We start from the raw sequence: 23925 nt of genomic DNA on the forward strand, positions 1-23925 counted from the left end.
GTCCTGTTCAGAGGGCGGGCGGCGGGAGCTTCGGATCACCGGCGCGGAGCCGCCCTGCCGCGTCGATCCTGCGCGGCGCTCCCTCGAGCCGGGGCGGTTGCCGGCGCGACGTCGGTTTCGGATGCCGGGCTCCACGATCGCGGGCGCGGACATAGTGAAAGGCCGACCGGGTTGCCCCGGCCGGCCTCTGTCGCTTCGCGGTGCGTGTCGCTTACCGCAGGAGCTGGAGGACGCCCTGCTGGGCGGAGTTGGCCAGCGACAGGGCCGAGATGCCCATAGACTGGCGGGTCGACAGCGCCTGCGAGTTGGCCGCCTCCTGGTTCAGGTCGGCGTTCGTCAGGTTGGCCGAGCCCGTCTGCAGCACGTTGATCAGCTGCTTGGAGAAGTCCTGGCGGTTCTGAACCACCGACAGGTTCGAGCCCAGGGAGCTCGCCGCGGATGTCAGCGAGTTGCCGGCGCTGGTCAGGGTCGCCAGAGTCTTGTTGACGTCCGAGTTCAGCAGGAAGTTGCCGAGGCCGTTCTGGCTCGACGAGTTGTTCGAGCTGGTGATCGACGACAGGCCGAGACCGCTCGCCGTGGCGTCGACCGAGGCGACGTTGAGGGTCGAGCTGCCGGTGTCGTTGAACTTGATGTTCAAGTCATTGCCCTTGCCGGCAATGAGGTTGACGCCGTTGTAGCTGGCGTCGCCGGCGAGCTGCGTGATCTGGTTGAGCAGGTTGTTGTACTGGTTGGCCAGCGAGGCGCGCTGCGTCACGCCCGAGATCGACAGGTCGCTGGACACCACGGTGCTGGCGGCGGTGCCGTAGGTCGAGGCGGTGGTGGCCGAGGCGGTGAAGCCGAGCGCCGTCTGGCTGCCGGAGTTCTGGAATTCCACGTCCGCCTGGGCGTTCAGGACGATCTTGGTGCCGGTGCTGTCGACCGAGAAGATCGCGCCGGCGCCGAACGAGCCGCTCGACGAGGTCGAGGCCGAGCTGACCGCAGAGTTCAGGGCCGCGACGGTGGCGCTGATGCTGGAGGAGGCGGCGACCGTGGCCGAGACCGAGGTACCGTTGATCGTCATGAGCACCGTCTGGGAGGCGGTGCTGGCGCTGTAGGCGTTGGCGGCGGTGCCGGTGGTGGAGAGCTGGGTCGAGAGCGCCTGGTTGGCGATCGACTTGGCCTGGTCCACGAGCTTCTGGATCGAGGTGATGCCCTGGTTGGCGGCCTGGATCGACTGGATACCGTTGGAGACGCCGTCGAGGAGCGAGTTCAGGCTCGAGGAGCGTCCGTCGAGGGCCTGGGAGGTGAAGAAGTTGGTCGGGTTGTCGAGGGCGGAGTTGACGGTCTTGCCGGTCGCGAGCCGGTTCTGGGTGGTCGCCATCAGCTGGGCGGTGTCCTGCAGCGAGAGCAGGTTCTGACGCGTGGCGGCCGACAGGGTGATCGAGGACATAGGTCTTATCTTTCTGATTTGATGCACCCGTTTCTCGGGTACGCCAGTAATCGCCCTTCAAATGTTTCGCGGGGGTTAAATCAATTGCTGACTCCGAGTGTGTCCGAAGTGATCGTTAATGAATCGATCCTTGAAGCGCTAAGTATTTACGGATCGCGGAGCGTGTTCAAGATCTATTAACCATCCGCAGCCATAAGCTGTGACGCAAACCAAGTCTGTCGCGCCTGCCCGACCGGTGCCGATCCGGTTCGGTCGGCGCGGCGGGTACGGGGCGCACCTTGCAGGGAGCTCAGATGTGATCGCTCAAGCGTCTGGTGATGTTGGCGCCGCGACCCCTTCAGCGTCGCCGAAGTTGCCCCATGTGGCGATCGCGATCCCCTGCGGGACCATGGTCCACGCGGACTTCGCCGTGAGCCTCGGATCGATGATGCACTCGCTCGGCGAGATGCCGATGTCGATCGTCGTCGGGAAGTCGTCGATCGTCGCCGATGCCCGCAACCTCGGCCTCGAATACGCGCAGAAGTACGGGGCGGAGTACGTCCTGTTCATCGACAGCGACATGACCTTCCCGAAGGACGCACTCCTCAAGCTCCTCGTAAGGCAGGTCGACATCATCGGCGCGACCTATTCCCGCCGCACCGCCCCGTTCCACTTCCTGGGCGACATCCTCCCGGAGCAGCCGGCCGACGCGCCGAAGGGTCTGCTGGAGATGTCCCGGATCCCGACCGGCTTCCTGCTGATCAAGTCCACGGTCTTCGAGAAGCTGAAGAAGCCCTATTTCCGCTTCCGCGTCGACGAGGAAGCCGGCGTGAACATCGGCGAGGACTTCGACTTCAGCGACCGCGCACGCGCCGCCGGCTTCCGGATCTGGTGCGATCCGTATCTCAGCAAGGAGCTCGGCCATATCGGCGAGCAATCCTTCAAGCTCTGACAGCGTTCCGCGCCGCGGCGCGCGACCCCCGACACGGTGAGGCGTGGGAATGAGGATCGCGATCATCACGCCGTCGAGGCTCAAACCCTCGACCCTGGCCGGAAAGGCCGGCCAGTACTTTTTGGAGCACGCGATCGCGAGCGCCAACGCCCAGGAGCTCGACCGGCCGGCGACGATCCACTTCTTCGTCGGGATCGACCCCGGGATCGAGATCCCGGCGCGGCTCGCCGCGCACCCGCAGACCACCTTCGCACGCGGCCCGCAGAGGGGCCAGATCCCCGCGCTGAACGCCGCCATTGCCGCCGTCGACGACAGCTGGGACCTCGTCGGCTTCCTCGAGGACGACGATCACTGGCTGCCGGCCTATCTGGGCTTCGCGCTGAGGGCCCTCGAGAGCTTCGATTTCGTCTCCTCGACGCAGCTCGAGACCGACGAGGCCGGCGAGGTGGTGCGGATCAACGACTTCGCGACGCCGTCGGGCTGGCTGATGCGGCGGACGACCTTCGCGCAGGTCGGCGCGATCAGCCCGGCCGCGAAGTGGCACTACGACAACGAGTGGCTCGGCCGCCTCGCCGAGACCGGCCTGCGCCGCGCCCACCTCGTCGAGGCGACGGCGCCCGTCACGCTGCAGGACGCGATCCAGGTCCGTCCGTGGCTCGCCAACGTCCTGCGCAACGGCGGCCCCAACGTGCAGCTCGTGCGGCACGGCTTCGTCCTGCCGCTGGTGTGCCGCCTCGTGCATCCGGGCTCCGGGACCTCGGATGTCGGCTCGGGCGGCACCTCCAAGGCCGAGAGCAACGCCGAGTACCAGCGGCTGGTCGACCGCTTCGGTCGCATCCCCTGGTGAAGGCGCCGGGTGGAGCACCCGACGCCCGCAGCCCCCCTGCCCGAGGCGGCCGACCTAGGCGGTCCGCCCCCGAGCCCGCCCCCGCAGCGCGTCCTGGAACGCGGCGAAGACCCGGCGCATCTGCGGGGCCTTGTAGGGGTACAGCTCCGCCGAATCCATGTCGTGGACGACCATCCCGGTATCGGCCTCGAAGACCAGCAGACGGCCGTCCGCGCTCTCGGCGCAGTCGATGATCAGGTAATCGAGGCCGATCCTGCGGTGGATCTCGGCGAACGCGGCGCGGTGGCGCTCGGCGAAGTCGGTGTCGAACGTGGCCATGGCGGCGGCCTCGACCTGCCGCTTCACCGGATCCTCCAGCATGCCGGCGTTGAGGTAGTGGATCATCCAGTGATCGCGGATGGCCATGTGGCAGAGGTAGGGCACACCGTCGATCAGTACGATGCGCAATTTCCGATAGAGGCCGTCGGGACCGCGGTAATCGCAGAACTGCGTGACGTAGAACGCCTCGGCCTCCGTCTGCGCGAGGTAGAGATGCAGGTCCTCCGACCGGTCGATCTTCTGGAGGTCGTTGCCGGCGTGCGTGTCCAGAGGGCGCACGAGGAGCGGGTATGTCGGTCCCTCGGCTCTGCGGGACGCCGCGGCGCTCAGGATGGAGCGGCTCACGCGGACGACCTCCGGCGCCAGGATCTCATCCGCCCCGCGGAGCGCGTCCGCGATCCCGTGGCGGGACGTCTTGAGGACGTGGCGCGGGTGATTGACGATCGGCCGCGTCCACTGGTCCGCCGCCGCCGCGAGGGCTTCCAGGAGCGGCTCGGCGGTCCGCGCGTAGGCGATGCCCGTGACGATGACGTCGTGCGCCGGCAGGTCGTGCGGGATCGGCTCGCCGGGGCGGAGATAGAGGTAGGTGAGGCCGAAATCGCCGTCGTTCAGCAGGAAGTCGATCGGCGTGTTGGCCATGAGATCGCCGGCCGTGACCAGGACGAGGACGCGAATCCGCGCCTGATCCGGGTTCGAGCGCAGCGAGAAGACCCGCTGTCCGTCCAGCACCTCTCTCTGGAGCGCGAGCCCCTCGGTGAAGCGGTGCTTCAGCAGCAGGATCGTCGCCATGTCCAGCGCCGTCCCGGCGTCGAGGGCGGAGTCTCCGCCCTCGGCGAGGATCTCGGCGGCCAGGGCGGCCATGTCGGCGCCCTCGAAGGCCGCCCGGATCAGGCGGGCCGGGCCGATCATCGGGTTCGGGTTGTCGATCCCCGCAACGTGCGCTTGCATCAGAGCCTCCGAGCCGTGGGGTCGCCGCAGCGATCCCGGAACCGCGATCAGGTGTTTCGAATCGCGCTCCGCGGCACGACGAACGCACTCTGACCGCACGGAGGTTTACGAAGCGCTAACCATGTTCTCGGTTCACCGGCGGCAGTCCCGGCCGCGACGCGGAGGCCGTGCACGCGCGTCAGGCGTGCCTCACTCGCGCCGCGGCGCGGCGCCCGCGCGCCGGAGAGCGTCGGCCAGCGCCCCGCCGGGGGCCTCACCCGGGCTCGGTCGGCTCCGCGGCGCGTCCTGCCGCGGCTCGGCCGTCCTCCGGGTCTGCTGGCCCGGCTCGACGGGATCGTCGAGCCGCAGCGACAGCGCGATGCGCTTGCGCGGGACGTCGACGCTGAGGACCAGCACCCGGACGACCTCGCCGATCCGGACGACCTCGGTGGGCGACGCGATCCGCCGCCGGGCCATCGCGGAGATGTGGACGAGCCCGTCCTGGTGGACGCCGATATCCACGAAGGCCCCGAAGGCCGCGACGTTGGTGACGACACCCTCGAGCTGCATCCCGGGCTTCAGGTCCCCGATTGTCTCGACGCCCTCCTGGAAGCGCGCCGTCTTGAATTCCGGCCGCGGGTCCCGCCCCGGCTTCTCGAGCTCGGCGATGATGTCGCGCACGGTCGGCAGGCCGAAGCGCGCGTCGACGAAGGGCTCCGGCGCGAGGCGGCCGAGGAGGGCGGCGTTGCCGAGCAGGACGTGGATATCGCTCTTCGTCGCCTGGAGGATGCGGCGGACCACCGGATAGGCTTCCGGGTGGACGCCAGACCCGTCGAGCGGGTCGTCACCGCCCTGGATGCGGAGGAAGCCGGCGGCCAGCTCGAAGGTCTTCGGGCCGAGCCCCGGGACCTTCTTGAGCGCCGCCCGCGTGCGGAACGGGCCCTGGGCGTCGCGGTGGGCGACGATCCGCGCCGCCATCGCGCCGCCGAGGCCGGAGACCTGCGCCAGCAGGGCCGGGGAGGCGGTGTTGACGTCCACCCCGACCGCGTTGACCGCGTCCTCCACCACCGCCGAGAGCGACCGCGACAGCTTCGCCTCGCTCACGTCGTGCTGGTACTGCCCGACGCCGATCGACTTGGGGTCGATCTTGACCAGTTCCGCCAGGGGATCCTGGAGGCGCCGAGCGATCGACGCGGCGCCGCGATGGGACACGTCGAGGTCGGGCAATTCCTTGGCGGCGATCTCGGAGGCCGAGTAGACCGAGGCGCCGGCCTCGGAGACCACGACCTTCGCCAGCGGCAGGTCCGGGTTCGCCGCGATGATCTCCGCGGCGAGGCGCTCGGTCTCGCGGGACGCGGTGCCGTTGCCGACAGCGAGAAGCTCCACGCCGTGCAGCCGGCAGAGCCGGCCGAGCGTCGCGACGGCCTCCCGCCAGCGCCGCTGCGGCTCGTGCGGGTAGGTCGTCTCCACCGCGACGACCCGCCCGGTCCGATCAGCTACCGCGACCTTCACGCCGTTCCGGTAGCCCGGATCGAGCCCCATCGTCGCCCGGCCGCCCGCCGGAGCGGCGAGGAGCAGGTCCTTGAGGTTCCCGGCGAAGACCGACACGGCCTCGTCCTCGGCCCGCTCGAACAGCCGGCCGCGCAGGTCCTGCTTGATCCCGGCCCGGATCTTCGTTCGCCAGGCCGTGCGCACCGTGTCGAGGAGCCAGGCATCGCCGGGACGCCCCCGCGCCGCGATCTCGAAGCGGCGGCAGATCGCCATCTCGAAGGGCCCGGGAAGGCCCGGCGCCGACTCCTCCCCCTCCGCGGCGAAGCCGACGTCGAGCACCTCTTCCCGCTCACCGCGGAAGATCGCCAGGATCCGGTGCGAGGGCATGCGCTCCAGCCGCTCGCTCCAGTCGAAGTAGTCCAAGAACTTCGCCCCCTCGTTCGCCTTGCCCTTGCGCACCTGCGAGACGAGCTGGCCGGTCCGCCAGTAATCCGCCCGCAGGCGCCCCACGAGGTCGGCATCCTCGCCGAAGCGCTCGATCAGGATGGCGCGGGCGCCCTCCAGCGCGGCCTCGGTGTCCGGCACGCCGCGCGCGTCCGACACGTAAGCGGTCGCGACCGCTTCGGGCGCGCGGTCGGGACGGCTCAGCAGGGCCTGGGCCAGCGGTTCGAGGCCGGCTTCGCGGGCGGATTGCGCCTTCGAGCGCCGCTTAGGCCGGAAGGGCAGGTACAGGTCCTCCAGCCGCGCCTTCGTGTCGGCGGCGTCGAGGGCCGCCGCCAGGGGCGGGGACATCTTGCCCTGGGCGGTGATGCTCGCGACGATCGCGGCGCGCCGCTCGTTGAGATCGCGCAGGTAGGACAGGCGCTCCTCCAGCCTGCGCAGCTGCGTGTCGTCGAGGCCGCCCGTATTCTCCTTCCGGTAGCGCGCGATGAACGGCACGGTCGCGCCGCCGTCGAGGAGCGCGACGGTGGCCGCGACCTGCGCCTCCCCGACACCGAGTTCCTCGGCGATCAGAGCGTTCACGGATTTCATGGGTTCTCCGACTAGGGTCGCGGCGACGGACGAGCTGCCTGGGTGGGGCGCCAAGCCGTCGGAAACAAGGCACCGGTCAGGGGCGCGGCTGCGCGTCCGCCCCGGCCTCGGCCTTCACGGCCCGGGCACAATCCAGGATGCGGTGCCGGGCATCGGGATCCTTGATCGAGAACCACAGGGTCAGCAATTCTTCGGTCATCGCACGATCGTCCTGCGGGTCCGGATCGAAGAAGACGTCGACCGAACATCCGAGAGTCTCGGCCAGATCGCCGAGAAGGCGACGCGACCGTTCGTTCGGGACTCTGCTGTGATCTGCCATCACGTCGATCCGCCTCGCAGCGCCACCGGGTGCTGCCGCCAGAATGCCCTCGACCCCGCCCGCAACGGGTCAGAGCATCGAGATCCAGACAATCCAGTCAAGTCCGCACGTCGCAGGCTTGTCGCGGCGTCGGCAGCGCGGATGCCGAGGCGGCTGTCACGGGGCCAGCGCAGTTCCTGGGGATAGCTGGCCGGCTGTCCGCTCATCCTGGCACGGATTTCGCACCCGATTGTTCGGGTCAGATCTCGATGGATAGCTGGCACGATGCTGAACCATCGATCTCCCCGCGCTTCGTCCACGAAGACAACAGTCTTCAGCAGAATTTCGCGGCGGCCGGCGCGCCTTGACGGTCGCGAAACAACGTCATCCGGATGTCACCCGCGGATGCAAGTCTTTCGCTTCGCATGTCCCGGACAGGGAGGCGCCCGTGCAATTCGAGATACGAGAGCGTAGCCGGTCGCTGTGGTCCTGGGTTCTCGTCAACGAGACTGACGAGCCCGTTCTCGAATCGCGACGCAGCTTCCCGTCCCGCGCCCAGGCCACGGCGGCGGCCCTGGCCTTCTCCCAGCTCGTCTCCCGTGCGGGGCGCAGCCTGGGCGGCGGCCCGCGTCAGGTCGGGTTCCTCTGACGGTAGCTTGCTCCGGTCCGGTGTCAGGTCGTCCGGATCCGGTGGCGCACGAGGCTCACGAGACTCGTGGCGGCGATGACGCAGCCGACGCCCATCGCGCCGAGGCAGCTGATGGTGCGGATCGGCTCGCCGCGGGCCAGGACGATGGCCACCGCGAGCGGCAGGAGCAGGAACACGAACAGCAGGGTCATGACCGGATCCGAATGACGATGCGCGAATCTAGGACCCGAATGGTTAATCACTTCTCACGGCTCGGTCCGGCTGACGGCCTCGGTGGACCTCGCGATCGGGGCGGACCGACACGTCTTCGCGAGCGGCGCTGAGCGTTCCCGGGCGCGCCGCGACCCGTCACTCGGCGGGCGGACGGACCGCAATCACCGTTCGCGCGCGTCGAGGCGGACGAGACGGTCGACCAGGGCCCGGTCGTGCAGGAGCGCCATCCGCTCCTTCGGCGAGAGCCACGCCTGCGCCTCCGCCACCGTCTCGGCCTCGCAGACCTTGGCGGTGGCCAGGGTCTGGTCCGGATCGATCGCGCCCCGGGGCCGCCGCTGTCCGAGGGGCAGCATCCGCGTGTGGTCACGCGCGAGGTCGGGATCGGCGTGGAGGGCCGCGAGGGCATCCGTCTCGTCGAACCCACGCTCCGCGTTGCGGGCCGCGAGGGACGCGGCGCGGACCGCGATCTCCGGCGGGGTGGCCTCTTCCGGCGTGGCGAGGAGCAGGCGTCGCTTGAGCGCCAGGCCGAGCCCGAGCTGGCCGCTCGCCCAGGAGATCGGGATCGCCAGAACGAGACCCAGGATCGTCGGGCTCATCCAGAGGAACAGCGAGGTGGCGATCGCGAAGGCGGCGACGCCCGCCACCAGCCCCAGCAGCGTGTGCCAGCGATGGCGGACGACGATGTCGCGCAGCGGGATCGAGCCGTCGTCCCGCCGCTGCGGGTTCCAGCCCGTGTCCCGTCCGAGCAGGATGCCCATCACGGAGCCCGACTGGATCACCATCGCCACCGGCGCCACCAGGGCGGACAGCAGGATCTCGACGAGGCTAGACAGGACGAGCCGTCCGGCGCCGCCGCAGGCGCGCCGCACCGGGCCGTCCAGCAGCGCCAGGATCAGGCCGAGGAACTTGGGTGCCAGCAGCACCGCCATGGTCAGGCCGAACAGCTGGAGCGCGCGGACCGGATCGAAGCGCGGGAAGACCGGCGAGAAGCCGGCGCCGCCGAAATAGTCCGGCCGCTCCGTCGCCGTCTGGAGCACCAGCAGGATGCCGACCACCAGCTGCAGCAGCCACAGCGGTGAGGCGAGGTAGCCGGCGATGCCGGTGGCGAAGTGCTGCCGCGTCGCGGGATGCAGCCCGGCGGAGCCGATCACCCGCGCGTGCTGAAGATTGCCCTGCGCCCAGCGCCGGTCGCGCACCGCCACGTCGATCAGCGAGGGCGGGCTCTCCTCGTACGAGCCCGGCAGGCGATGGAGCATGTACACCGCCCAGCCCGCCCGGCGGATCAGGGCCGCCTCGACGAAGTCATGGGACAGGATGTGTCCGCCGAAAGGCGGTTTCCCGGGCAGGTCCGGCAGGCCGCAGGAATCCGCGAAGGCGCGGGTCCGGATGATCGCGTTGTGACCCCAGTAGTTGCCGTCCCGGCCCGACCACGCGGCGAGGCCGGCTGCGATCACCGGGCCGTAGATCCGGGCCGCGAATTGCTGGAGTCGGGCGAACAGGGTGTTGCGGTTGATGATCAGCGGCAGCGTCTGGATGATCCCGGCATCCGGGTCCGCCTCCATGGCGGCCGCGAGCGCCACGACGGCAGATCCGCTCATCAGGCTGTCGGCGTCCAGCACGAGCATGTGGTCGTAGCGCCCGCCCCAGCGGGTGACGAAATCGCCGATGTTCCCGGCCTTGCGGTGATGGTTCTTCGGCCGGTGCCGGTAGTAGAGCCGGGCCTCGGGGCCGAGCCGGCCGCGCAGGTCGAGATAGGCCCGCTCCTCGGCGATCCAGGCATCGGGCTGGGTGGAGTCCGACAGGACGAACCAGTCGAAATGATCGCCCAGCCCGGTCGCCTCGACCGCCTCGCGCATGGCCTCGATGCCCGCGAAGGTGCGGGCCGTCGCCTCGTTGTAGACGGGCATCAGGACCGCGGTCCGCGTGCGCAGCGCGGCCGGGTTCGGCGCCGGCCGGGGCCGGCGCAGCAGCGTCGCGAAGCCGAGCACCGCGCTGGTGAAGGCCAGGGCGATCCACGAGAAGGTCAGGCAGAACAGGACGACCAGCACGAGCTGGAGGGCGGTCGGGCTGCCGGAGACCGACACGGTCTCGACCATCTGCCAGCCGCCGAAGGCCGTGAGCGCCAGGGCGCCGCCGAACACCAGGATCCGCTCAGGCCAGGGCGTCCGGACCCGGCGCTCCGGCCGGTGACCGAGCCCCGGATCCCAGCGCGCCAGATCCTGGACGGGCATCGACAGGGGAGCCTCGGGCGGCAGATAACGGCCGCCGTCGGTCACGGTCTCGCGCCCGGAACCGGCGTCCGTCGCTGGCGGCAACATCATGGTCTCGTCCAGTCGCACGGGGGAGGCCGTTCCTCAGCAATCGGGTCGGGGTTCAGGGTGTCCAGCGAAACAGCCAGGTCTCGCTGGCCCGGGCCTGGCCGCGCCGGAGCGCGAGACGCAGCTCGCTCGCGCGCTCGCTCCCCGGATCGAGCTCGAACAGGATCCGCAGCGTCTTACGATCGGGGTACCGAAACCGTTCCTGGCGCGTGATCGTCCCGGCCGAGGCGCCGAGGTCGACGTCGATGTCGCCGGGCTGGAACAGCGCGTCGCCCTCGAAATCGACGGCGAAGAGCCGGCGGTTCCCCGTGCTGCCGTGGCCGCAGCGGCTGTCGCGCACCCGGGCGATCTCCGGCGGAAGCGGGTCCGGCCAGCCCTTGGACCAGTGCTGCCGGCACTGGAAGCGCATCTCCGCGCCCTTCGCGAGCTTTGCCTTGGGTCGCCAGTAGGCGAAGACGTTCTCGTTGAGCTCGGAATCGCTCGGGATCTCCAGCAGCGTGACCGCGCCCTCGTTCCAGTCGTCGAGGGGCTCCAGCCAGAGGGACGGTCGCTGCTCCCAGTGGCGCCGGTCGTCCTCGAAATCGTCGTAGGCGCGGGCGCGCTGCATGAGGCCGAAGCCCTTGGGCCCGCGATCCACGAAGGCCGAGACCTGCAGCGCCTCGGGATTGTGAACCGGGCGCCAGATCGGCTCGCCGTAGCCGTTGTGGATCGCCAGGCCCTCCACCGAGAAGGCCGCGGCGCGCAGGTCGTCCACGCGGTTCCGGTCGAGGGGCCCGAACAGGTAGCTGCCCTGCATGCCGCCGAGACCGATATGGTCGAGCTCGGCGCGGGCGAAGACCGTCCCGTCGATCTGCGCCGTGGAGACGTCGCGGCCCGGCGTCAGCGTGATCTTGAAGGCCGCGGTCGCCGATTCCGATTCCGCGAGGGCGTGGACGATGACCGGCTGGCCCGCCCGCGGCGCCTCGACGAACAGGGCCCGGAACAGCGGGAATTCCTCGCCGCGGGAATCCGCCGGCCGCAGGGCGAGCGCCCGGGCGTTGATGCCGAAATCCTGGCCCTCGGCGACAAGGCGAAAGAACGAGGCGCCCTGGAACAGGGCGAAGTTCGACAGCCCGTCGGCACCGTCGAACCGGGCGCGCAGGCGGAAGCCCGAGAAGGCGGTGTCGGCGGTCAGGTCGGGCAGGTCGAGGCCCGGCGCCGCGATGGCGGACTTGTCGTACCCGACCGGCTGCACCACGCCGTTCTCCACGACGAACAGCGACACCGGCGTCTCGAAGATCGAGCCGCGCAGCAGCGGCTCCAGGACGTAGCCGGTATTCCGGTCGGCCCAGACCGCGCGGCCCTCCGCGGGACGGATCGCCTCGTAGGCCTCGCGGGAGAGGTTCTTGAGAACCGTCGGCGCGTCGCCGGACTTCGGGGCGGCGTAGGGGGCGGCGGCCCGGGCGCGGGCGAGGTCGGTCAGCGTGCCCGCCGCGAATGCCTCGCCGGCGCCGGGCAGGGGCGGGGCCTTCTCCGGGTCGGCCGCCCGCGCGGCTGCCGGGAGCAGGCCCGCGGCAGCGCCGAGCGCGCCCCCCAGGACGGCGCGGCGTGTCGCGGTGGCGGAGAATCCGGGGTCGATCATCATGCAGGCGGTCGTCTCACGTCGCAAGGCAAGGTGCCGGAGGCCCCGTGTATACGGACAGGCCGGCTGAACCCAGCGTTAAGCAAGCGCTTGAACCGCAAGGGGCTCCGTTGACTTAACCCGAGCCGGCTCTCTAATTCGGCCGACTGCATCGGAACGGGGGAGGCAGCATGGGATCGTTGCGAGTGACTGGCCACGGCGTGGATCTCGGCGAGAGTCTGCGCGGCCGCGTCGAGGAACGGATGTCGGCGATCCAGGCGAAGTATCTCGACTCGCACATGCACGATTCCTGCAACGGCCACGTCACGCTCCGGCGCGACGGCACAGCCTTCCGGACGGATTGCGTCCTGCACCTCGTCTCCGGCCTGACGATCGAGGCCAACGGCTTCGCGCACGACGCGCGGTCGAGCTTCGAGCAGACCGCGGAGCGCCTGGAGACTCGTCTGCGGCGCTACAAGCACAAGCTGAAGCAGCACGCGACGGGCCCGGGGGACGACGCGGCAGTCGAGGCCGCCTACGCGGTGTTCGCCGCCCCGGAGGTGGAGGAGGACGACGCCGCCGAGGGCGACGCCCACCCGCCGATCGTCGCCGAGAGCACCAAGACTCTCCAGCGCCGCACCATCGGCGAAGCGGTGACGGCCCTCGACATGACGGGATCCCCAGTGGTTGTGTTCGTCCACGCTGGCACCGGCCGCGTCAACGTCGTATATCGGCGGAGCGACGGAGCGATCGGCTGGGTGGACCCGCCGAACGCCACCGAGTGACGCCGCGGGTCGGGAGGAACGGAGCCGGAACCGGCTGGTTTCCCCGCTTATTGAATCTGGTGGGGGCGCGGCCGGAACGGTCGTCGATGCCCCTGCGACGAGGCCCGCTTCCTCGCGAACGGGCGACGGGGCAACGGTCGTTCGATGCCAGTTCTGGAATTCCTCGACCCCGACTCGGTCGTGCCGGCCCTGCGCGCCCGCGCCAAGAAGCAGGTGCTGCAGGATCTCGCCGCGCAGGCGGCGCGGCGCCTGCCCGCCCTCGGTGAGCGCCCCGTCTTCGACACGCTGCTCCAGCGCGAGCGGCTCGGGTCGACCGGCATCGGCGACGGCGTGGCGATCCCGCACGGCAAGCTGCCCGGTCTCGACCGTCTCTTCGGGCTGTTCGCGCGCTTCGACCGACCGGTGGACTTCGAGGCGCTCGACGGACAGCCCGTGGACATCGCCTTCCTGCTGCTCGCGCCCGAGGGCGCCGGCGCCGATCACCTGAAGGCCCTGGCGCAGGTCGCCCGCATCCTGCGCGAGCCGGGCATGCTCGCGCATATCCGCGCCGCCCGGGACGCCGGCGCGCTCTACGCGCTCCTGACGCGCTCGACGGCACCGCAGGCCGCGTGATGATCCAGAGCTTCCGAACGGCCGCCGCCCTGACCCTCGCGGCCGGCATCTCCGGCGCCGCCGCCCAGGGCGAGACCACCTGCGCGCGCGACGTCCTGGTGGCGCAGTCGATGCAGCGCCAGGCCCTCGAGCAGCTCGAGCAGGCGGACGGGGACGACGCCAAGAACTGCCGCGTCTGGCGGCGCCACGTGGAGACGATGCGCCGCGTGGCGAGCGTCTACGGCCGCTGCCTGTCCGGTTCGGAGCGCGGCGAACGCCTCGCCCAGGTCCAGGGGTCGGACCGCGAGTTCTCGGCCGCGATCAAGGCCCGCTGCAAGGGGCTGTAGGGGCGGGGGTGGCGCGCGCCGCGCCCTCAATCCACGCCGCGGAGCATGAGCGGCTCGGCCACCATCTTCACCGGCTTGCCGCGCCCGATCAGGATCGCCGCGCGGGAGCGCTCGGGATCCGCCTCGAAGCGCGTGCGGACCCAGCTGACCAGGAACTTCATGTACTCGGAGGCCAGGAGGCGCGCGGCCGGCGGGTTCTGCCACCAGCGATCGGCATCGAAGGCCTCGCTCACGACCGGATGCGGCAAGACGCGGTCGCTGTCCTGGAGGGCGTGGTCGAGCTCGACCAGCGTCCGCGGCATGTGGTAGTTCGAGGTCACGACCGCGACGGTGCTGAATCGGTGCGCGCGCATCCAGCGGCGCGTTTCGATGGCGTTCCCGATCGTGTTGCGCGCCCGGTAGTCGAGATCCACGCAGCAGGCGATCAGGGCGCGCTGGGTCGGGTTCAGCCGGGCGATCTCGTCGCGGCTGGTCCGCTCGTTGACCCCGGTGATGAGCAGGCGCCGCCCGTAGCCGCCCGCGAGCAGGTCGATCGCGTCGCCGATCCGCTGGGCACCGCCGGTCAGCGCGACGATCCCGTCGGCCCGGTCGGTCGGCGTCCGCTCCTGGCGGGCGAGCGCGCCGACGAACACGAGAAAGCCCGCGAACAGGGCCAGCATCCCGAGCCCGGCGCCGAGGCCGCAGGTCCAGAGCGCGATCCGCCGCCGGTCGCGCGGGCGCGCGGCGGCGCGGCGCGGGAGACCCCACTCGTGCCAGGCCCAGCCGACGGCGTCGGTCGAGGGCGGATCCGATGCGCGCAGCATACGCGTGGTCATCCTCCGGAGAATCGGCGCCGATTGCGGCGGCTCGGAGGCCGGCGCGGTCGGCTGTTTCCACACCGCAACGATAAAGTTTCCAGATGGTAAACGCGCTCGGCAGACCCCCTATTTCCACGTCTTCGTGACGCAGCAGGGATCAGGCCAGGAAGCGCCGCACGGTCACGCGCGAGACGACGCCCGTGACGAGGGACGCGATCACGCCGATCAGGATCACGCTGGCGTAGCCGCGCAGGCCGATATGGAACGCGCCGAACAGCGCCTCGACCTCCTGACCGGCCGGTCCGGAGCGCGCGGCCCGGGCGAGGAGCCCGGCGATCACGAAGGCCACGAGGGCCAGACCGGCGCCGATCGCGCCGCCGCGCAGGCCCAGGCCGAAGAACCGCCGCTGGAACGCGCGGGCGATGTAGTCGTCGTCGGCGCCGACGAAATGCAGCACTTCCACCACCTCGCGGTTGCTCGCCATGGCGCCGCGTGTCGCGAAGGTCACCGCGAGGCCGGTGGCGATCAGGACGAGCAGCACGAGCCCGATCCCGATCCCGACGAAGGCGTTGGCGGCGGTCGAGAGCCGCTGCAGCCAGAGGGCGTGGTCGTCGAGGCTGGCGACGCCCGGCAGCGCCTCGACGAGGCGTGATCGCAGCCGCTTCAGGTCGGCCGCCTGGCTGCTGGAGAGCTTGAGGGCGATGAGCCGCGGCACCGGCAGGTCGGACAGGTCGAGCCCGGTCCCGAGCCACGGCTCGAGCAGGCGCTCCGCCTCGGCCTTGCTGAACACCCGCGTCTCCGCGATCCCGGGTTCGGCCTTGGCGATGCCGTCGGCGCGCGCGACGTCGGCGTCGACGTCGCGGCCGGGACCGGGCCGGACCTGGATCGTGACCTCCCGCGCCACGTCGCCCTGCCACTGGGCGGCGTTGGTCGCGACCATCTCGGCCGCGCCCGCGCAGAGGCCGGCGAGGAAGGTGAGGATCGCGATGACCGCCGCGAGGGAGCGCCCCGCCGCCGTGTCGGTGGGCACCAGCGGCGCGTTGCGGCGCAGGTTGGCCGGCATCGACGGGTCGGGCGGCACGGCCGATCCACCGGCCTTCGTCCGCGGCATCGCCTGAGTGCTCATTCCTCGATCCGCAGCCGGCCTTCGCCCAGGACCATCCGGCGGGCATCGACGGCGTCCATGATGCCGAAATCGTGGGTGGCGATGATGACCGAGGTCCCGAGCTTGTTCAGCTCCAGGAACAGGCGCAGCAGCCGCCGCCCGAGGCCCGGATCGACGTTGCCGGTCGGCTCGTCCGCGAGCAGCAGGTCGGGCCGCGCGATCAGCGCGCGGGCGATGGCCGCGCGCTGCTTCTCGCCGCCCGAGAGCAGCGGGGGCAGGGCGTGCATGCGCTCGCCGAGGCCAACCCAGCGCAGCAGTTCCACCACCTCGGCCCGGTAGCTGGCCTCGGCCCGGCCCTGGACGCGCAGGGGCAGGGCGACGTTCTCGTAGGTGGTCAGGTGGTCGAGGAGCCGGAAATCCTGGAACACCACGCCCATCCGGCGCCGGAGCCCGGTCAGCGCCTTCGCGGAGATGTCGCTCACCTCCTCACCGAAGATCGAGACGAGCCCGCGGGTCGGCCGCACCGACAGAAGGATCAGGCGCAGCAGCGTCGTCTTCCCGGCGCCGGACGGGCCGGTCAGGAACTGGAAGGAGCGCGGCGCGATGCGGAAGCTCACGTCGGACAGCACCTCCGGCCCGAGGCCGTAGCGCATGCCAACATTCTCGAACTGCACCACCGGCCGCTCCGCGCCGGGCAGCAGGCTCTTCATGCTCGCCTGTAGGTTCAAAGCCGTGCCGTATCTCGTCTGTCCGTCCCTCGGGAATCGCCGGAGCGGCGGGCGTTTTCAAGGCCTCGGGGATTTCACGGCCCCTTAACCCTGTTCGGGCACACTTCTTCAAGCAATTCACAGTCCGGCCCGGTCGCGGCCGATCGATGCGAGTATGGCGCGGATGCTGATCGCCTGCCCGAGCTGCGCGAGCGAATATCGCATCGACGCCAGCAAGGTCGGCATGGAGGGCCGTTCGGTCCGCTGTGCCGCCTGCCGCGAGACGTGGTTCATCTCGCCCGCCGACGTCCTCGCCGGCCACGAGGCGGAGCTCGCCGCGCAGGCCGAGACCGATCCCCTCGCGGACGCGGCCTGGGAGGAGGCGACCGCCTCGGTGCGGAATGCCACCGACGTTCCGGCGCCCGAATCCCGACGGTCCGCCAAGCGCAAGTCCGCCGGGAAGGCCGCCGGGAAGGCGCGCCGCGCGATCCCGGGTCTGACCCCGTCGCTGGCTCTCGGCCTGACACTCCTGGCGGCGATCCCGCTCGTCTGCCTCGCCCGGACCAGCGTGGTCCGGGCCGTCCCGCAGACCGCCTCCCTGTTCGCGCGCATCGGCCTGCCGGTGAACGTGCGCGGGATCGAGATCCGCGACGTCGTCGCCTTCAACAACCCGGCCGAGGACGACAGTCCCGCGGAACTCGTCGTCGAGGGCGACCTCGTCGGCGTCGCGCGCTCGGACGCGCCCGTCGCGCCGCTGAGCGTCGAAATCCGCGACGCCGGCGGTCGGACGATCAAGACCTTCACGGTCGCGCCGCCGCGGACGATCCTCGCCGCGACCGAGACCGCGCGATTCCGCGCGAGCCTGCCGTCGCCGCCGGCCGCTGGGCGCGCGGTGGTGCTGCGTTTCGCCGACGCGTCCGCGACCCGCTCCGACCCTCGGGTGGCGGCGGCGGATCGGTGAGGCAGGTCCGCGCCGGCAATTAGCTCAGGTTGCGCCTCTCCCGCGGATCGGCAACCTTCTCGACGGCGCTCCCGTTGCGGGCGTGAGCGTCGGCCGACGTCGGCGTATGGGATCGCCGTGCCTTGAGTGTTCGCGAAACCGTTCCCATCGTCGTCGAGACGACCGACTCGGTCGATCAGAAGCGCGCCTTCGACTACTGGCGCAGCACGGCACTGGCGCGCGTCGACGCGACGCCGCTGGCACCCGACATCCCGTTCGCGGCGGGCCGCCGGCTCGCGATCACCCGTCACGGCGCGATCCTGCACACCCTGAGCAAACCGATCGGGGTCGAGCGCACGACGCAGCACGTGCGCCGGGACGGGCGCGACGACATCGCGATCGTGCTCCTCGTCCAGGGCAGCGGCTACATCGAGCAGGGCAACAGCGGCGCCGTGCTGGGCGCCGGCGACATCGCCGTCCATGCCATGGACCAGCCCTTCGCGATCGGCAGCCGCGATTCCTACGAGGAGATCCGCCTCCAGGTGCCGCGCGCCGCCTTCGTGAGCCAGGTCGGCAGCGTGCACGCCTTCGCCGGGCGCGGTCTCCGCGCGACGCCGCTCAGCGGCCTGTTCGCGACCTATCTGCGGTCGTTCTCCGAGACGGTCGGCGGTATGTCGGAGGCGGAAGCCGGCATCGCCCTCGAGGGCGTCCTGCACCTGCTGCGCGCCCTGGCCGACCGCCAAGGCGAGACGGCCGGCGACGAGCTGTCCGGGGACGCCGTACGGGCCCTGGCCCTCGCCCATATCGAGCGCCGACTGCACGATCCCGCCTTCGGGCCGGAATCGCTGCCGACGGCTCTGCGGGTCTCGCGAAGCCGCCTCTACGCGGCTTTCAGCGGCGACGAGGGCGTGGCGGCGAAGATCCGCGACGCCCGGCTCGACCGGGCCTACAGGCGGCTCCGCGGCGGCACGCGGATCGGGTCGGTGATGACGAGCTGCGGCTTCACCGACGCGGCCACCTTCAGCCGCGCCTTCCGCCGCCGGTTCGGCGTGGCGCCTCGGGACGTGCTGGAACGCCGCCCCTGACGGAGTCAGATGCGGCTGCCGCGCGGGTCGGAGACCGTCCGCCCGGGCGCGACCGCGCCCGCGAGCCGCTGCGCCACGCCGATGAACCCCAGGCCGAGGCGGATCGCGACGACGCCGACCCGCGCGATCCGGATCTGCCCGGGCAGCTGGCGCGGGCCGATCGGGCGGTAGGCGAGGCGCGGGCTGGCGCGCTCCGCCTCCGCGATGGCCTGACCCAGCGGGAGGGACGCGATGCGCCGCGCCTCCGGCGGAACGATGCCGATCGCCCGCGCCCAGCCGTCGCTCCGCGCGAGCGCCCCGCGCCCGTGCATCTGGCGGAATCGCCGCCGCCAGAGGTAGCGCCGCACGGCGCGCGGGAAGGTCTCCATCCGGGCATCGCAGAGCGCGTCGGGCTCCTCGCAGCGGGAGCGGATCGTGTCCGCCACGCCGCCCGGCGCGCGCCCGGCGAGGCGGGCCGAGATGGTCACGCAGACGTCGGTGGCGTGCCGGACCCGCAGCCCGTGTTCCAGCAGCCGGGCGATGAAGGCGCCGTCCTCGCCGAGCGGGATCTCGGGCATGCCGCCGACGGCGAGGTACGCGCTGCGGGTCACCGCGAGGGTCGCGCCGATTGCGGTCCGGTGGCAGGGCCAGGGGTCGTTCGGATCGGGATCGATCCGCGCCTCGGCCTCGGTGATCAGGGCGTCGTAGGTGTCCTCCAGCCGGCCGCGGGCGGGGAGCGAGGGCGGCAGCAGCGCCGCCTCCGCCGCGTCGAGCTCGACCCGGCCGGCCACAGCGTCGGCCCCGGCCTCAATCGCCGCGCGATTGCGCGCCACCCAGTTGGGCGGGACCCGGCTGTCGGCGTCGGTCGACAAGATGATCCCCGCATTCCCCGCATCACCCAGCCAGGCGGCGGCGGCGTCCATGGCCCGGCGCCGGGCCCATCCGGCATGGGCGCCGGAAAAATTCTCGACGGACACGCGGACCGGGATCGACAGCGTCGGCACCAGCGCGGTGACGAGGGCCTCGGTGCCGTCCGTGCAGTTGTTCAGGAACAGCACGAGCCCGACGCGCCCCGATTCGGCACCCTCCTGGGCGTCGATCGCCCGCAGGCACGCGGCGATCCGCTCCTCCTCGTTGCGCACGGGCACCGCCACGATCGCATCGGGACCCGGGACGTCTGACAAAGGGGGGCTCGACACCGGTGATCATCTCCGCCGGACCCGTCGTGCGGGTCTGGATCGGGCTTATGCCGGAGCTTCCCTGAACGGGACCGGACCGGGGAGACCTAGCGACGCGCCGCCGGTCAGAGGGTCTTCTCGACGAAGCCCTCGATCCATTCCGGCTGGGTCTCGCCGACCGAGCGGCCGACCTCGGTCTCGCCCTTGTAGGCGATCAGCGTGCTCTGCATCCGCACGTTCAGGCGGCGCAGCAGCTCCTTCTGGCTATCGAAGTCGATGTCGAAGATCTGGAGATCCTTGAAACGCGGCTCGGCCGCGAGTTTCGCGAGGATCGGCTTCTGCGTCCGGCAGATCGGGCACCACGGGGCGCTGACCGCGATCAGCACCGGCTTCCCGCCCTTCTGCGCGGCCTCGAAGGCCGCGTCCGAGAACGGCCGGGTCTCGCCCGCCAGGGCAGCGGTCGGGACCTCGAGCAGGGCCGGGCCGGCGAGGGCGAGGCCGACGAGCGCGAGGACGTGACGGCGGCTCTTCATGGCATGCGATCCTCCCGCGACCCCGTCGGCGCGGGGGGCTGCTGGTGGCGGGATGCTACGTCGCGCGCCCGGCCCCGTCCCTGTGACCTGTGCGCCCCGGAGACGGAAAGCCCCCGCGCCGGATCACATTGTCGAGACGCCGGACGGCGGCGCGTCGGACGACCGGTCCTCCGCCACGAGCGCCGCGATGTCGTCGGGATCCACCGCGTCGATCGGGCGCCGGATCTTCAGGGCGCGCGTGGGCGCGCCGGCGCGCATCACCAGCACGATCGTCTCCATGTCGGGGCAGCCCGGATCGGCGCAGGCGATCTCGTTGACCGCCAGCGTGTCGGCCTCGCCGAGGCCGAGGGCCGTCCGCAGATCCTGCTTCAGGCGCGCCGCGATCGCGGCGCGCTCCGCCGAGCGGGCCCGCCACGCCTTGAGGCTCACGAAAGCCATGCGCGATGCTCGTTGTCCTGCCGTGGAAGCCCGGTTGCGGATGTGTAACACTGTTACAGTTTTCCGGGGGCGGTCAAGCGTCGCCCCATGCGCCTGAAACAACCGTCGTGTTCACCGGTCATGTAGAGGCCGACCTCGGAAAAACCGACTGCGTTGGTCTTCGGACTCGACAGGGGCGTAGAGGTCCGGTGTGGTGTAATAGGCGCGCGAAGGATGTGAGATCTTGCGACCCTGGCGGGACGGACCGGACGACCGGCGGAGCTACCATCACGGCAACCTGAAGGAGGCCCTGCTGGAGGCCGCGCGCCGGTTCATCGCCGAGCGCGGGATCGGCGGCTTCACCCTGGTCGACGCGGCGCGGCTCGTCGGCGTGACGCCGGCCGCCTTGTACCGCCATTTCCGCGGCCGCGAGGCGCTCCTCGAGGAACTCGCCGGGCGCGGCTTCGCGGAGCTCGCCGCGCGTCTGGCGCGGGCCCTGACGTCGCGCGGGACGCCGCTGGAGCGGTTCACCCGGATGGGTGAGACCTATCTCGCCTTCGCCGAGGAGGAGCCGGCCTACTACGCGGCGATCTTCGAGACCCGCGGGGCACCCGTCGGCGGGGCCGATCCCGACGCGCCGCCCGGCACCCCCGGTGCGGAGGCGCGGCCGAGTCCCTTCGACCTGCTGGTGGAAGCGCTGCAGGCGACCTTCGCGGACGGGTTCGGGGGCGTGGCGCCCCGCTTCATCGCCCTGGAAGTCTGGGCCCTCGCGCACGGCCTCGCCACCCTCTCGGCCGCCGGCCATCTGCCGCGCGGCCCCGGCTTCCCCGACAAGTACGAGTTGCTGCGGGCCGGAGTCCTCGCCCTGGTCCACGGGGCGGGGCGCCCCGGCGAGCGCGACGGCGGCGGTGGGCGGCCTTGAAAGGCCCCCGCCGGACCCGCATGTTAACCGCGTTCACATGAACAGCGGAGCACAGCCGTGACCTCTCAATCCTCCTCTCCCTGGGCGACCGGCAGGCTCTGCCGGTCCGGCCCGTTCCCGCGTCGGTCGCTGGAGATCGGCGCGATCGTGGTGGGCTTCATCTACTGGTGGCCGATCGGCCTCGCGCTCGTGGCCTGGAAATTCGCGGGCTACCCGGCCTTCGCCGAGATGCGGGACGCCGCGCGCCGGACGGTGTCGGGGTTCGAGGGCGGGCGCCCCGCGTCGCGCTTCGCCCGCGCCTTCGAGGCCGCGAACCGCCGCGGCGGCAGCGGGAACGCCGCCTTCGACGAGTACCGCCGGGCCGAGCTCGACCGCCTCGAGGCGCAGCGCCGCGCCCTCGAGGAAGAGAGCCGCGCCTTCTCGGACTTCGTGGAGGAGCTGAAGCGCGCCCGGGACCGCGAGCAGTTCGACGCGTTCATGGCCAAGCGCCGCACCGAGGGTGGCGGCCGCGCGGTCTGATTCTGCGACGCGGCGTCCGGGCCCATCGGCCCGGACGCCCCCCTGAACGCCGCGTGCCGTCTCAGGCCGCGCGGACGCGATCGAGGAACCGCGCCACCTCGCCGTTCAGGTGCTCGGACTGCTCCGAGAGCCGCGACGCCTCGGCCAGAACCTGCCCGGCGGCCTGACCGGTCTTCTCGACGGCCCCAGCGACGCTGACGATGCTGCGGGTCACCTCGCCGGTGCCGGCCGCGGCCTGACCGACGTTGCGGACGATCTCGTGGGTCGCCGCGCCCTGCTGCTCCACCGCCGCCGCGATCGTGGTCGCCACGCCGTCGATGTCGCGGATCCGGGCCGTGATCGTCCCGATCGCCGCGACGGCCTGCCCGGTCGAGGCCTGCACCCGCCCGATCTGGCCCGCGATCTCCTCCGTGGCCCGGGCGGTCTGCTCGGCCAGCGCCTTCACCTCCGTGGCCACCACCGCGAAGCCGCGGCCGGCCGCGCCCGCGCGCGCCGCCTCGATCGTGGCGTTGAGCGCCAGCAGGTTGGTCTGGCCCGCGATGGTCGAGATCAGCCCGACCACGTCGCCGATCCGCGCCACGGCCTCGCTCAGGTCCCGGACCAGCGCGCCGGTCCGGTCGGCCTCCGCGACCGCCGCCCGCGCGAGGCCGGCCGAGCCGTCGACCTGCCGGCCGATCTCCTGCACGGAGGCGCCGAGTTCCTCGGCCGCCGCCGCCACGGTGCCGACGTTGCTGGCCGCCTCCTCGGCCGCGGCCGCGACGGTGGTCGACTGCCCCGCGGTCTCGGCCGCGGTCTCCGTCATGCCGCGGGCCGTGGCCTGCAGGCCGGCCGCCGCGGTCGAGACCTGCGCGACGATCCCGCCGACGGCGTCGGCGAAGCGGTCGGCGACCTGCCGCATCGCGAGGCCGCGCTGGCGCTCCGCGTCCTGCCGGGCCGCCTCGGCCTCGGCCTCCAGCTGCCGGGTGCGGATCAGGTTGTCCTTGAACACCTGCACGGCCGCCGCCATGGCGCCGATCTCGTCGCGTCGGTGCCGGAACGGGACCTCGGTGCCGGCCTCACCCCGCGCCAGCCGGGTCATCGCGGCGGTCATCGCGGCGATCGGCCGCGAGATGTAGAGGAGGCCGAAGATCGCCGCCGCCAGGGCGGACACCAGCGCGAGGCCGATGCTGGCGACGGCCGCGGCGGACGCGGCCTCGACTCGGGTCATCGCCGCGTCCGCGTCCTGCTGGGCCGCTTTCTCGTCGTGGTCCGCCAGACGGGCCAGGGCCGCCCGGGCACCGTCGTACAGTGCCACGACGTCGGGCCGGATCAGCAGCGCGGTCGCCTCCGTCTGCCGCCCCGCCTCCACGAGGCGCCGCACGTCCTGATCCACCTCCGCGAATCGGGTCCAGGACGCGCCGAACGCGTCGTAGTGCCGCCGCTCCTCGGCGGTGGTGATCAGCGGTTCGTAAGCCCGGCGCGCGTCGCGCAGCCGCGCGTGCGTGTTCGCCAGGGCGGCCTCATTGGCGTCCCGGTGCTCCGGCGTATCCGACAGCAGGATGAGCCGGTACTGCTTGATGCGCACCTCGGAGGCCGCCACTTCGATCGCGCCGACCTTCTCGAGGGAGGGCACCCAGTCCCTGGCCAATGCCGTCGCAGCCTGCCCGATCCCGGCCAGCTGACGGAGGGACAGACCGCCCTGCGCCGCGGAGATCAGGGCAAGTCCCGCGAAGAGAAGGGCCAGGATTGCTTTGAGTGGAATGGATACGCGCATGACGATCCTCGGCCAGATCCGAGTGCGGGACGGTCGCATCGGGCGGTCCGACGCAGTCGACTGCATCTAGCCACTTCAGGATCTCGCGCAACTCGCGCCTTAGAGACATCATAGAACGATTTTCACTTATAATAATGCTCTAGAACCGATAATTTACCGAACAAAGCTACATTATCATATCAGATAAAGGTCAACCGTCGCGCAAGTTCGGGTA

At 71.3% G+C, this 23925-nt stretch carries 24 protein-coding genes; 10 read left to right on the forward strand and 14 right to left on the reverse strand.

Going from position 1 to position 23925, the window contains the following annotated elements:
* Positions 1–211: 211 nt before the first annotated feature.
* A complete protein-coding gene (locus LXM90_RS08520) occupies positions 212–1429 on the reverse strand; it encodes a flagellin (RefSeq protein ID WP_042670618.1) in 1218 nt (405 codons plus the stop codon).
* Between the two features lie 361 nt (positions 1430–1790).
* Between LXM90_RS08520 and LXM90_RS08525 the strand changes: the two genes are divergently transcribed.
* Complete coding sequence (locus LXM90_RS08525; protein WP_020093585.1) at positions 1791–2360, forward strand: glycosyltransferase family 2 protein; 570 nt, start codon at positions 1791–1793, stop codon at positions 2358–2360.
* A 49-nt stretch (positions 2361–2409) separates the two neighbouring features.
* Positions 2410–3207, forward strand: a complete 798-nt coding sequence (locus LXM90_RS08530; RefSeq protein ID WP_020093586.1) for a hypothetical protein — start codon at positions 2410–2412, stop codon at positions 3205–3207.
* Between the two features lie 54 nt (positions 3208–3261).
* Here LXM90_RS08530 and LXM90_RS08535 read toward each other — a convergent pair whose 3' ends face one another.
* The 3 genes from LXM90_RS08535 to LXM90_RS08545 form a co-directional block, all read right to left on the reverse strand.
* Positions 3262–4473: a hypothetical protein gene (locus LXM90_RS08535; protein WP_020093587.1), complete on the reverse strand. Its 1212-nt coding sequence runs from the start codon at positions 4471–4473 to the stop codon at positions 3262–3264.
* A gap of 189 nt (positions 4474–4662) precedes the next feature.
* Entirely contained in the window at positions 4663–6975 is a 2313-nt protein-coding gene (locus LXM90_RS08540) for a Tex family protein (protein ID WP_020093588.1), read from the reverse strand.
* Between the two features lie 76 nt (positions 6976–7051).
* Entirely contained in the window at positions 7052–7294 is a 243-nt protein-coding gene (locus tag LXM90_RS08545) for a hypothetical protein (protein WP_234082387.1), read from the reverse strand.
* A 427-nt stretch (positions 7295–7721) separates the two neighbouring features.
* Between LXM90_RS08545 and LXM90_RS08550 the strand changes: the two genes are divergently transcribed.
* On the forward strand, positions 7722–7922 hold the full coding sequence (locus LXM90_RS08550; protein WP_020093590.1) for a hypothetical protein: 201 nt from the start codon (positions 7722–7724) through the stop codon (positions 7920–7922).
* A gap of 23 nt (positions 7923–7945) precedes the next feature.
* On the opposite strand, the gene LXM90_RS08555 is transcribed toward LXM90_RS08550, so the two are convergent.
* From LXM90_RS08555 to LXM90_RS08565, 3 genes are all read right to left on the reverse strand, one after another.
* On the reverse strand, positions 7946–8113 hold the full coding sequence (locus LXM90_RS08555; RefSeq protein WP_020093591.1) for a hypothetical protein: 168 nt from the start codon (positions 8111–8113) through the stop codon (positions 7946–7948).
* 183 nt (positions 8114–8296) lie between these two features.
* On the reverse strand, positions 8297–10456 hold the full coding sequence (mdoH, locus tag LXM90_RS08560; protein ID WP_267965795.1) for a glucans biosynthesis glucosyltransferase MdoH: 2160 nt from the start codon (positions 10454–10456) through the stop codon (positions 8297–8299).
* 52 nt (positions 10457–10508) lie between these two features.
* Positions 10509–12077, reverse strand: a complete 1569-nt coding sequence (locus LXM90_RS08565) for a glucan biosynthesis protein D (RefSeq protein WP_234082390.1) — start codon at positions 12075–12077, stop codon at positions 10509–10511.
* Positions 12078–12244: 167 nt separating this feature from the next.
* On the opposite strand from LXM90_RS08565, the gene LXM90_RS08570 reads away from it, so the two are divergent.
* The 3 genes from LXM90_RS08570 to LXM90_RS08580 all read left to right on the forward strand — a co-directional run bounded on the left by LXM90_RS08570 (position 12245) and on the right by LXM90_RS08580 (position 13776).
* Complete coding sequence (locus LXM90_RS08570) at positions 12245–12838, forward strand: ribosome hibernation promotion factor (RefSeq protein ID WP_026605000.1); 594 nt, start codon at positions 12245–12247, stop codon at positions 12836–12838.
* A 144-nt stretch (positions 12839–12982) separates the two neighbouring features.
* Positions 12983–13450 carry a PTS IIA-like nitrogen regulatory protein PtsN gene (ptsN, locus tag LXM90_RS08575; RefSeq protein WP_020093595.1) on the forward strand — a complete coding sequence of 156 codons (468 nt, stop codon included), beginning with the start codon at positions 12983–12985 and terminating at the stop codon, positions 13448–13450.
* Entirely contained in the window at positions 13450–13776 is a 327-nt protein-coding gene (locus LXM90_RS08580) for a hypothetical protein (protein WP_020093596.1), read from the forward strand. Before ptsN ends, LXM90_RS08580 begins: the two co-directional genes overlap by 1 nt.
* A gap of 26 nt (positions 13777–13802) precedes the next feature.
* Here LXM90_RS08580 and LXM90_RS08585 read toward each other — a convergent pair whose 3' ends face one another.
* From LXM90_RS08585 to ftsE, 3 genes are all read right to left on the reverse strand, one after another.
* Positions 13803–14579, reverse strand: coding sequence for a YdcF family protein (locus tag LXM90_RS08585; protein ID WP_056528310.1), 777 nt, complete (start codon positions 14577–14579; stop codon positions 13803–13805).
* Positions 14580–14730: 151 nt separating this feature from the next.
* Complete coding sequence (locus LXM90_RS08590) at positions 14731–15699, reverse strand: cell division protein FtsX (protein ID WP_020093598.1); 969 nt, start codon at positions 15697–15699, stop codon at positions 14731–14733.
* Positions 15696–16388: a cell division ATP-binding protein FtsE gene (gene ftsE, locus LXM90_RS08595; protein WP_020093599.1), complete on the reverse strand. Its 693-nt coding sequence runs from the start codon at positions 16386–16388 to the stop codon at positions 15696–15698. Before ftsE ends, LXM90_RS08590 begins: the two co-directional genes overlap by 4 nt.
* Before the next feature lie 181 nt (positions 16389–16569).
* On the opposite strand from ftsE, the gene LXM90_RS08600 reads away from it, so the two are divergent.
* Both LXM90_RS08600 and LXM90_RS08605 read left to right on the forward strand, forming a co-directional pair.
* Entirely contained in the window at positions 16570–17346 is a 777-nt protein-coding gene (locus tag LXM90_RS08600) for a zinc-ribbon domain-containing protein (protein ID WP_042670636.1), read from the forward strand.
* 122 nt (positions 17347–17468) lie between these two features.
* Positions 17469–18410, forward strand: coding sequence for a helix-turn-helix domain-containing protein (locus tag LXM90_RS08605; protein WP_020093601.1), 942 nt, complete (start codon positions 17469–17471; stop codon positions 18408–18410).
* 5 nt (positions 18411–18415) lie between these two features.
* Here the strand turns inward: LXM90_RS08605 and LXM90_RS08610 are convergent, their stop codons facing one another.
* From LXM90_RS08610 to LXM90_RS08620, 3 genes are all read right to left on the reverse strand, one after another.
* Positions 18416–19543: a glycosyltransferase gene (locus LXM90_RS08610; RefSeq protein ID WP_020093602.1), complete on the reverse strand. Its 1128-nt coding sequence runs from the start codon at positions 19541–19543 to the stop codon at positions 18416–18418.
* A 149-nt stretch (positions 19544–19692) separates the two neighbouring features.
* A complete protein-coding gene (locus LXM90_RS08615) occupies positions 19693–20100 on the reverse strand; it encodes a thioredoxin family protein (RefSeq protein WP_020093603.1) in 408 nt (135 codons plus the stop codon).
* A 123-nt stretch (positions 20101–20223) separates the two neighbouring features.
* Complete coding sequence (locus LXM90_RS08620; RefSeq protein WP_020093604.1) at positions 20224–20538, reverse strand: hypothetical protein; 315 nt, start codon at positions 20536–20538, stop codon at positions 20224–20226.
* Positions 20539–20761: 223 nt separating this feature from the next.
* On the opposite strand from LXM90_RS08620, the gene LXM90_RS08625 reads away from it, so the two are divergent.
* Positions 20762–21439, forward strand: coding sequence for a TetR/AcrR family transcriptional regulator (locus LXM90_RS08625; protein ID WP_020093605.1), 678 nt, complete (start codon positions 20762–20764; stop codon positions 21437–21439).
* Between the two features lie 57 nt (positions 21440–21496).
* Positions 21497–21958, forward strand: coding sequence for a DUF2852 domain-containing protein (locus tag LXM90_RS08630; RefSeq protein WP_026605002.1), 462 nt, complete (start codon positions 21497–21499; stop codon positions 21956–21958).
* 61 nt (positions 21959–22019) lie between these two features.
* Here the strand turns inward: LXM90_RS08630 and LXM90_RS08635 are convergent, their stop codons facing one another.
* The gene (locus tag LXM90_RS08635; RefSeq protein WP_234082394.1) at positions 22020–23711 is read right to left on the reverse strand and encodes a methyl-accepting chemotaxis protein; all 1692 of its coding nucleotides are present in this window, start codon (positions 23709–23711) and stop codon (positions 22020–22022) included.
* Positions 23712–23925: the final 214 nt, after the last annotated feature.

Origin of the sequence: Methylobacterium oryzae (assembly GCF_021398735.1) — a bacterium.
GTDB lineage: Bacteria > Pseudomonadota > Alphaproteobacteria > Rhizobiales > Beijerinckiaceae > Methylobacterium.

Excerpts from the sequence above, each read along its gene's own strand:
- LXM90_RS08585 (WP_056528310.1), bottom strand. The coding sequence starts at position 14,579 with ATGCTGCGCGCATCGGATCCGCCCTCGACCGACGCCGTCGGCTGGGCC.
- LXM90_RS08555 (WP_020093591.1), bottom strand. The coding sequence starts at position 8,113 with ATGACCCTGCTGTTCGTGTTCCTGCTCCTGCCGCTCGCGGTGGCCATC.
- mdoH (WP_267965795.1), bottom strand. The coding sequence starts at position 10,456 with ATGATGTTGCCGCCAGCGACGGACGCCGGTTCCGGGCGCGAGACCGTG.
- LXM90_RS08545 (WP_234082387.1), bottom strand. The coding sequence starts at position 7,294 with ATGGCAGATCACAGCAGAGTCCCGAACGAACGGTCGCGTCGCCTTCTC.
- LXM90_RS08615 (WP_020093603.1), bottom strand. The coding sequence starts at position 20,100 with ATGAAGAGCCGCCGTCACGTCCTCGCGCTCGTCGGCCTCGCCCTCGCC.
- LXM90_RS08540 (WP_020093588.1), bottom strand. The coding sequence starts at position 6,975 with ATGAAATCCGTGAACGCTCTGATCGCCGAGGAACTCGGTGTCGGGGAG.
- ftsE (WP_020093599.1), bottom strand. The coding sequence starts at position 16,388 with ATGAAGAGCCTGCTGCCCGGCGCGGAGCGGCCGGTGGTGCAGTTCGAG.
- LXM90_RS08620 (WP_020093604.1), bottom strand. The coding sequence starts at position 20,538 with ATGGCTTTCGTGAGCCTCAAGGCGTGGCGGGCCCGCTCGGCGGAGCGC.
- LXM90_RS08570 (WP_026605000.1), top strand. The coding sequence starts at position 12,245 with ATGGGATCGTTGCGAGTGACTGGCCACGGCGTGGATCTCGGCGAGAGT.
- LXM90_RS08565 (WP_234082390.1), bottom strand. The coding sequence starts at position 12,077 with ATGATGATCGACCCCGGATTCTCCGCCACCGCGACACGCCGCGCCGTC.
- LXM90_RS08635 (WP_234082394.1), bottom strand. The coding sequence starts at position 23,711 with ATGCGCGTATCCATTCCACTCAAAGCAATCCTGGCCCTTCTCTTCGCG.
- LXM90_RS08590 (WP_020093598.1), bottom strand. The coding sequence starts at position 15,699 with ATGAGCACTCAGGCGATGCCGCGGACGAAGGCCGGTGGATCGGCCGTG.
- LXM90_RS08535 (WP_020093587.1), bottom strand. The coding sequence starts at position 4,473 with ATGCAAGCGCACGTTGCGGGGATCGACAACCCGAACCCGATGATCGGC.
- LXM90_RS08600 (WP_042670636.1), top strand. The coding sequence starts at position 16,570 with ATGCTGATCGCCTGCCCGAGCTGCGCGAGCGAATATCGCATCGACGCC.
- LXM90_RS08580 (WP_020093596.1), top strand. The coding sequence starts at position 13,450 with ATGATCCAGAGCTTCCGAACGGCCGCCGCCCTGACCCTCGCGGCCGGC.
- LXM90_RS08530 (WP_020093586.1), top strand. The coding sequence starts at position 2,410 with ATGAGGATCGCGATCATCACGCCGTCGAGGCTCAAACCCTCGACCCTG.
- ptsN (WP_020093595.1), top strand. The coding sequence starts at position 12,983 with ATGCCAGTTCTGGAATTCCTCGACCCCGACTCGGTCGTGCCGGCCCTG.
- LXM90_RS08520 (WP_042670618.1), bottom strand. The coding sequence starts at position 1,429 with ATGTCCTCGATCACCCTGTCGGCCGCCACGCGTCAGAACCTGCTCTCG.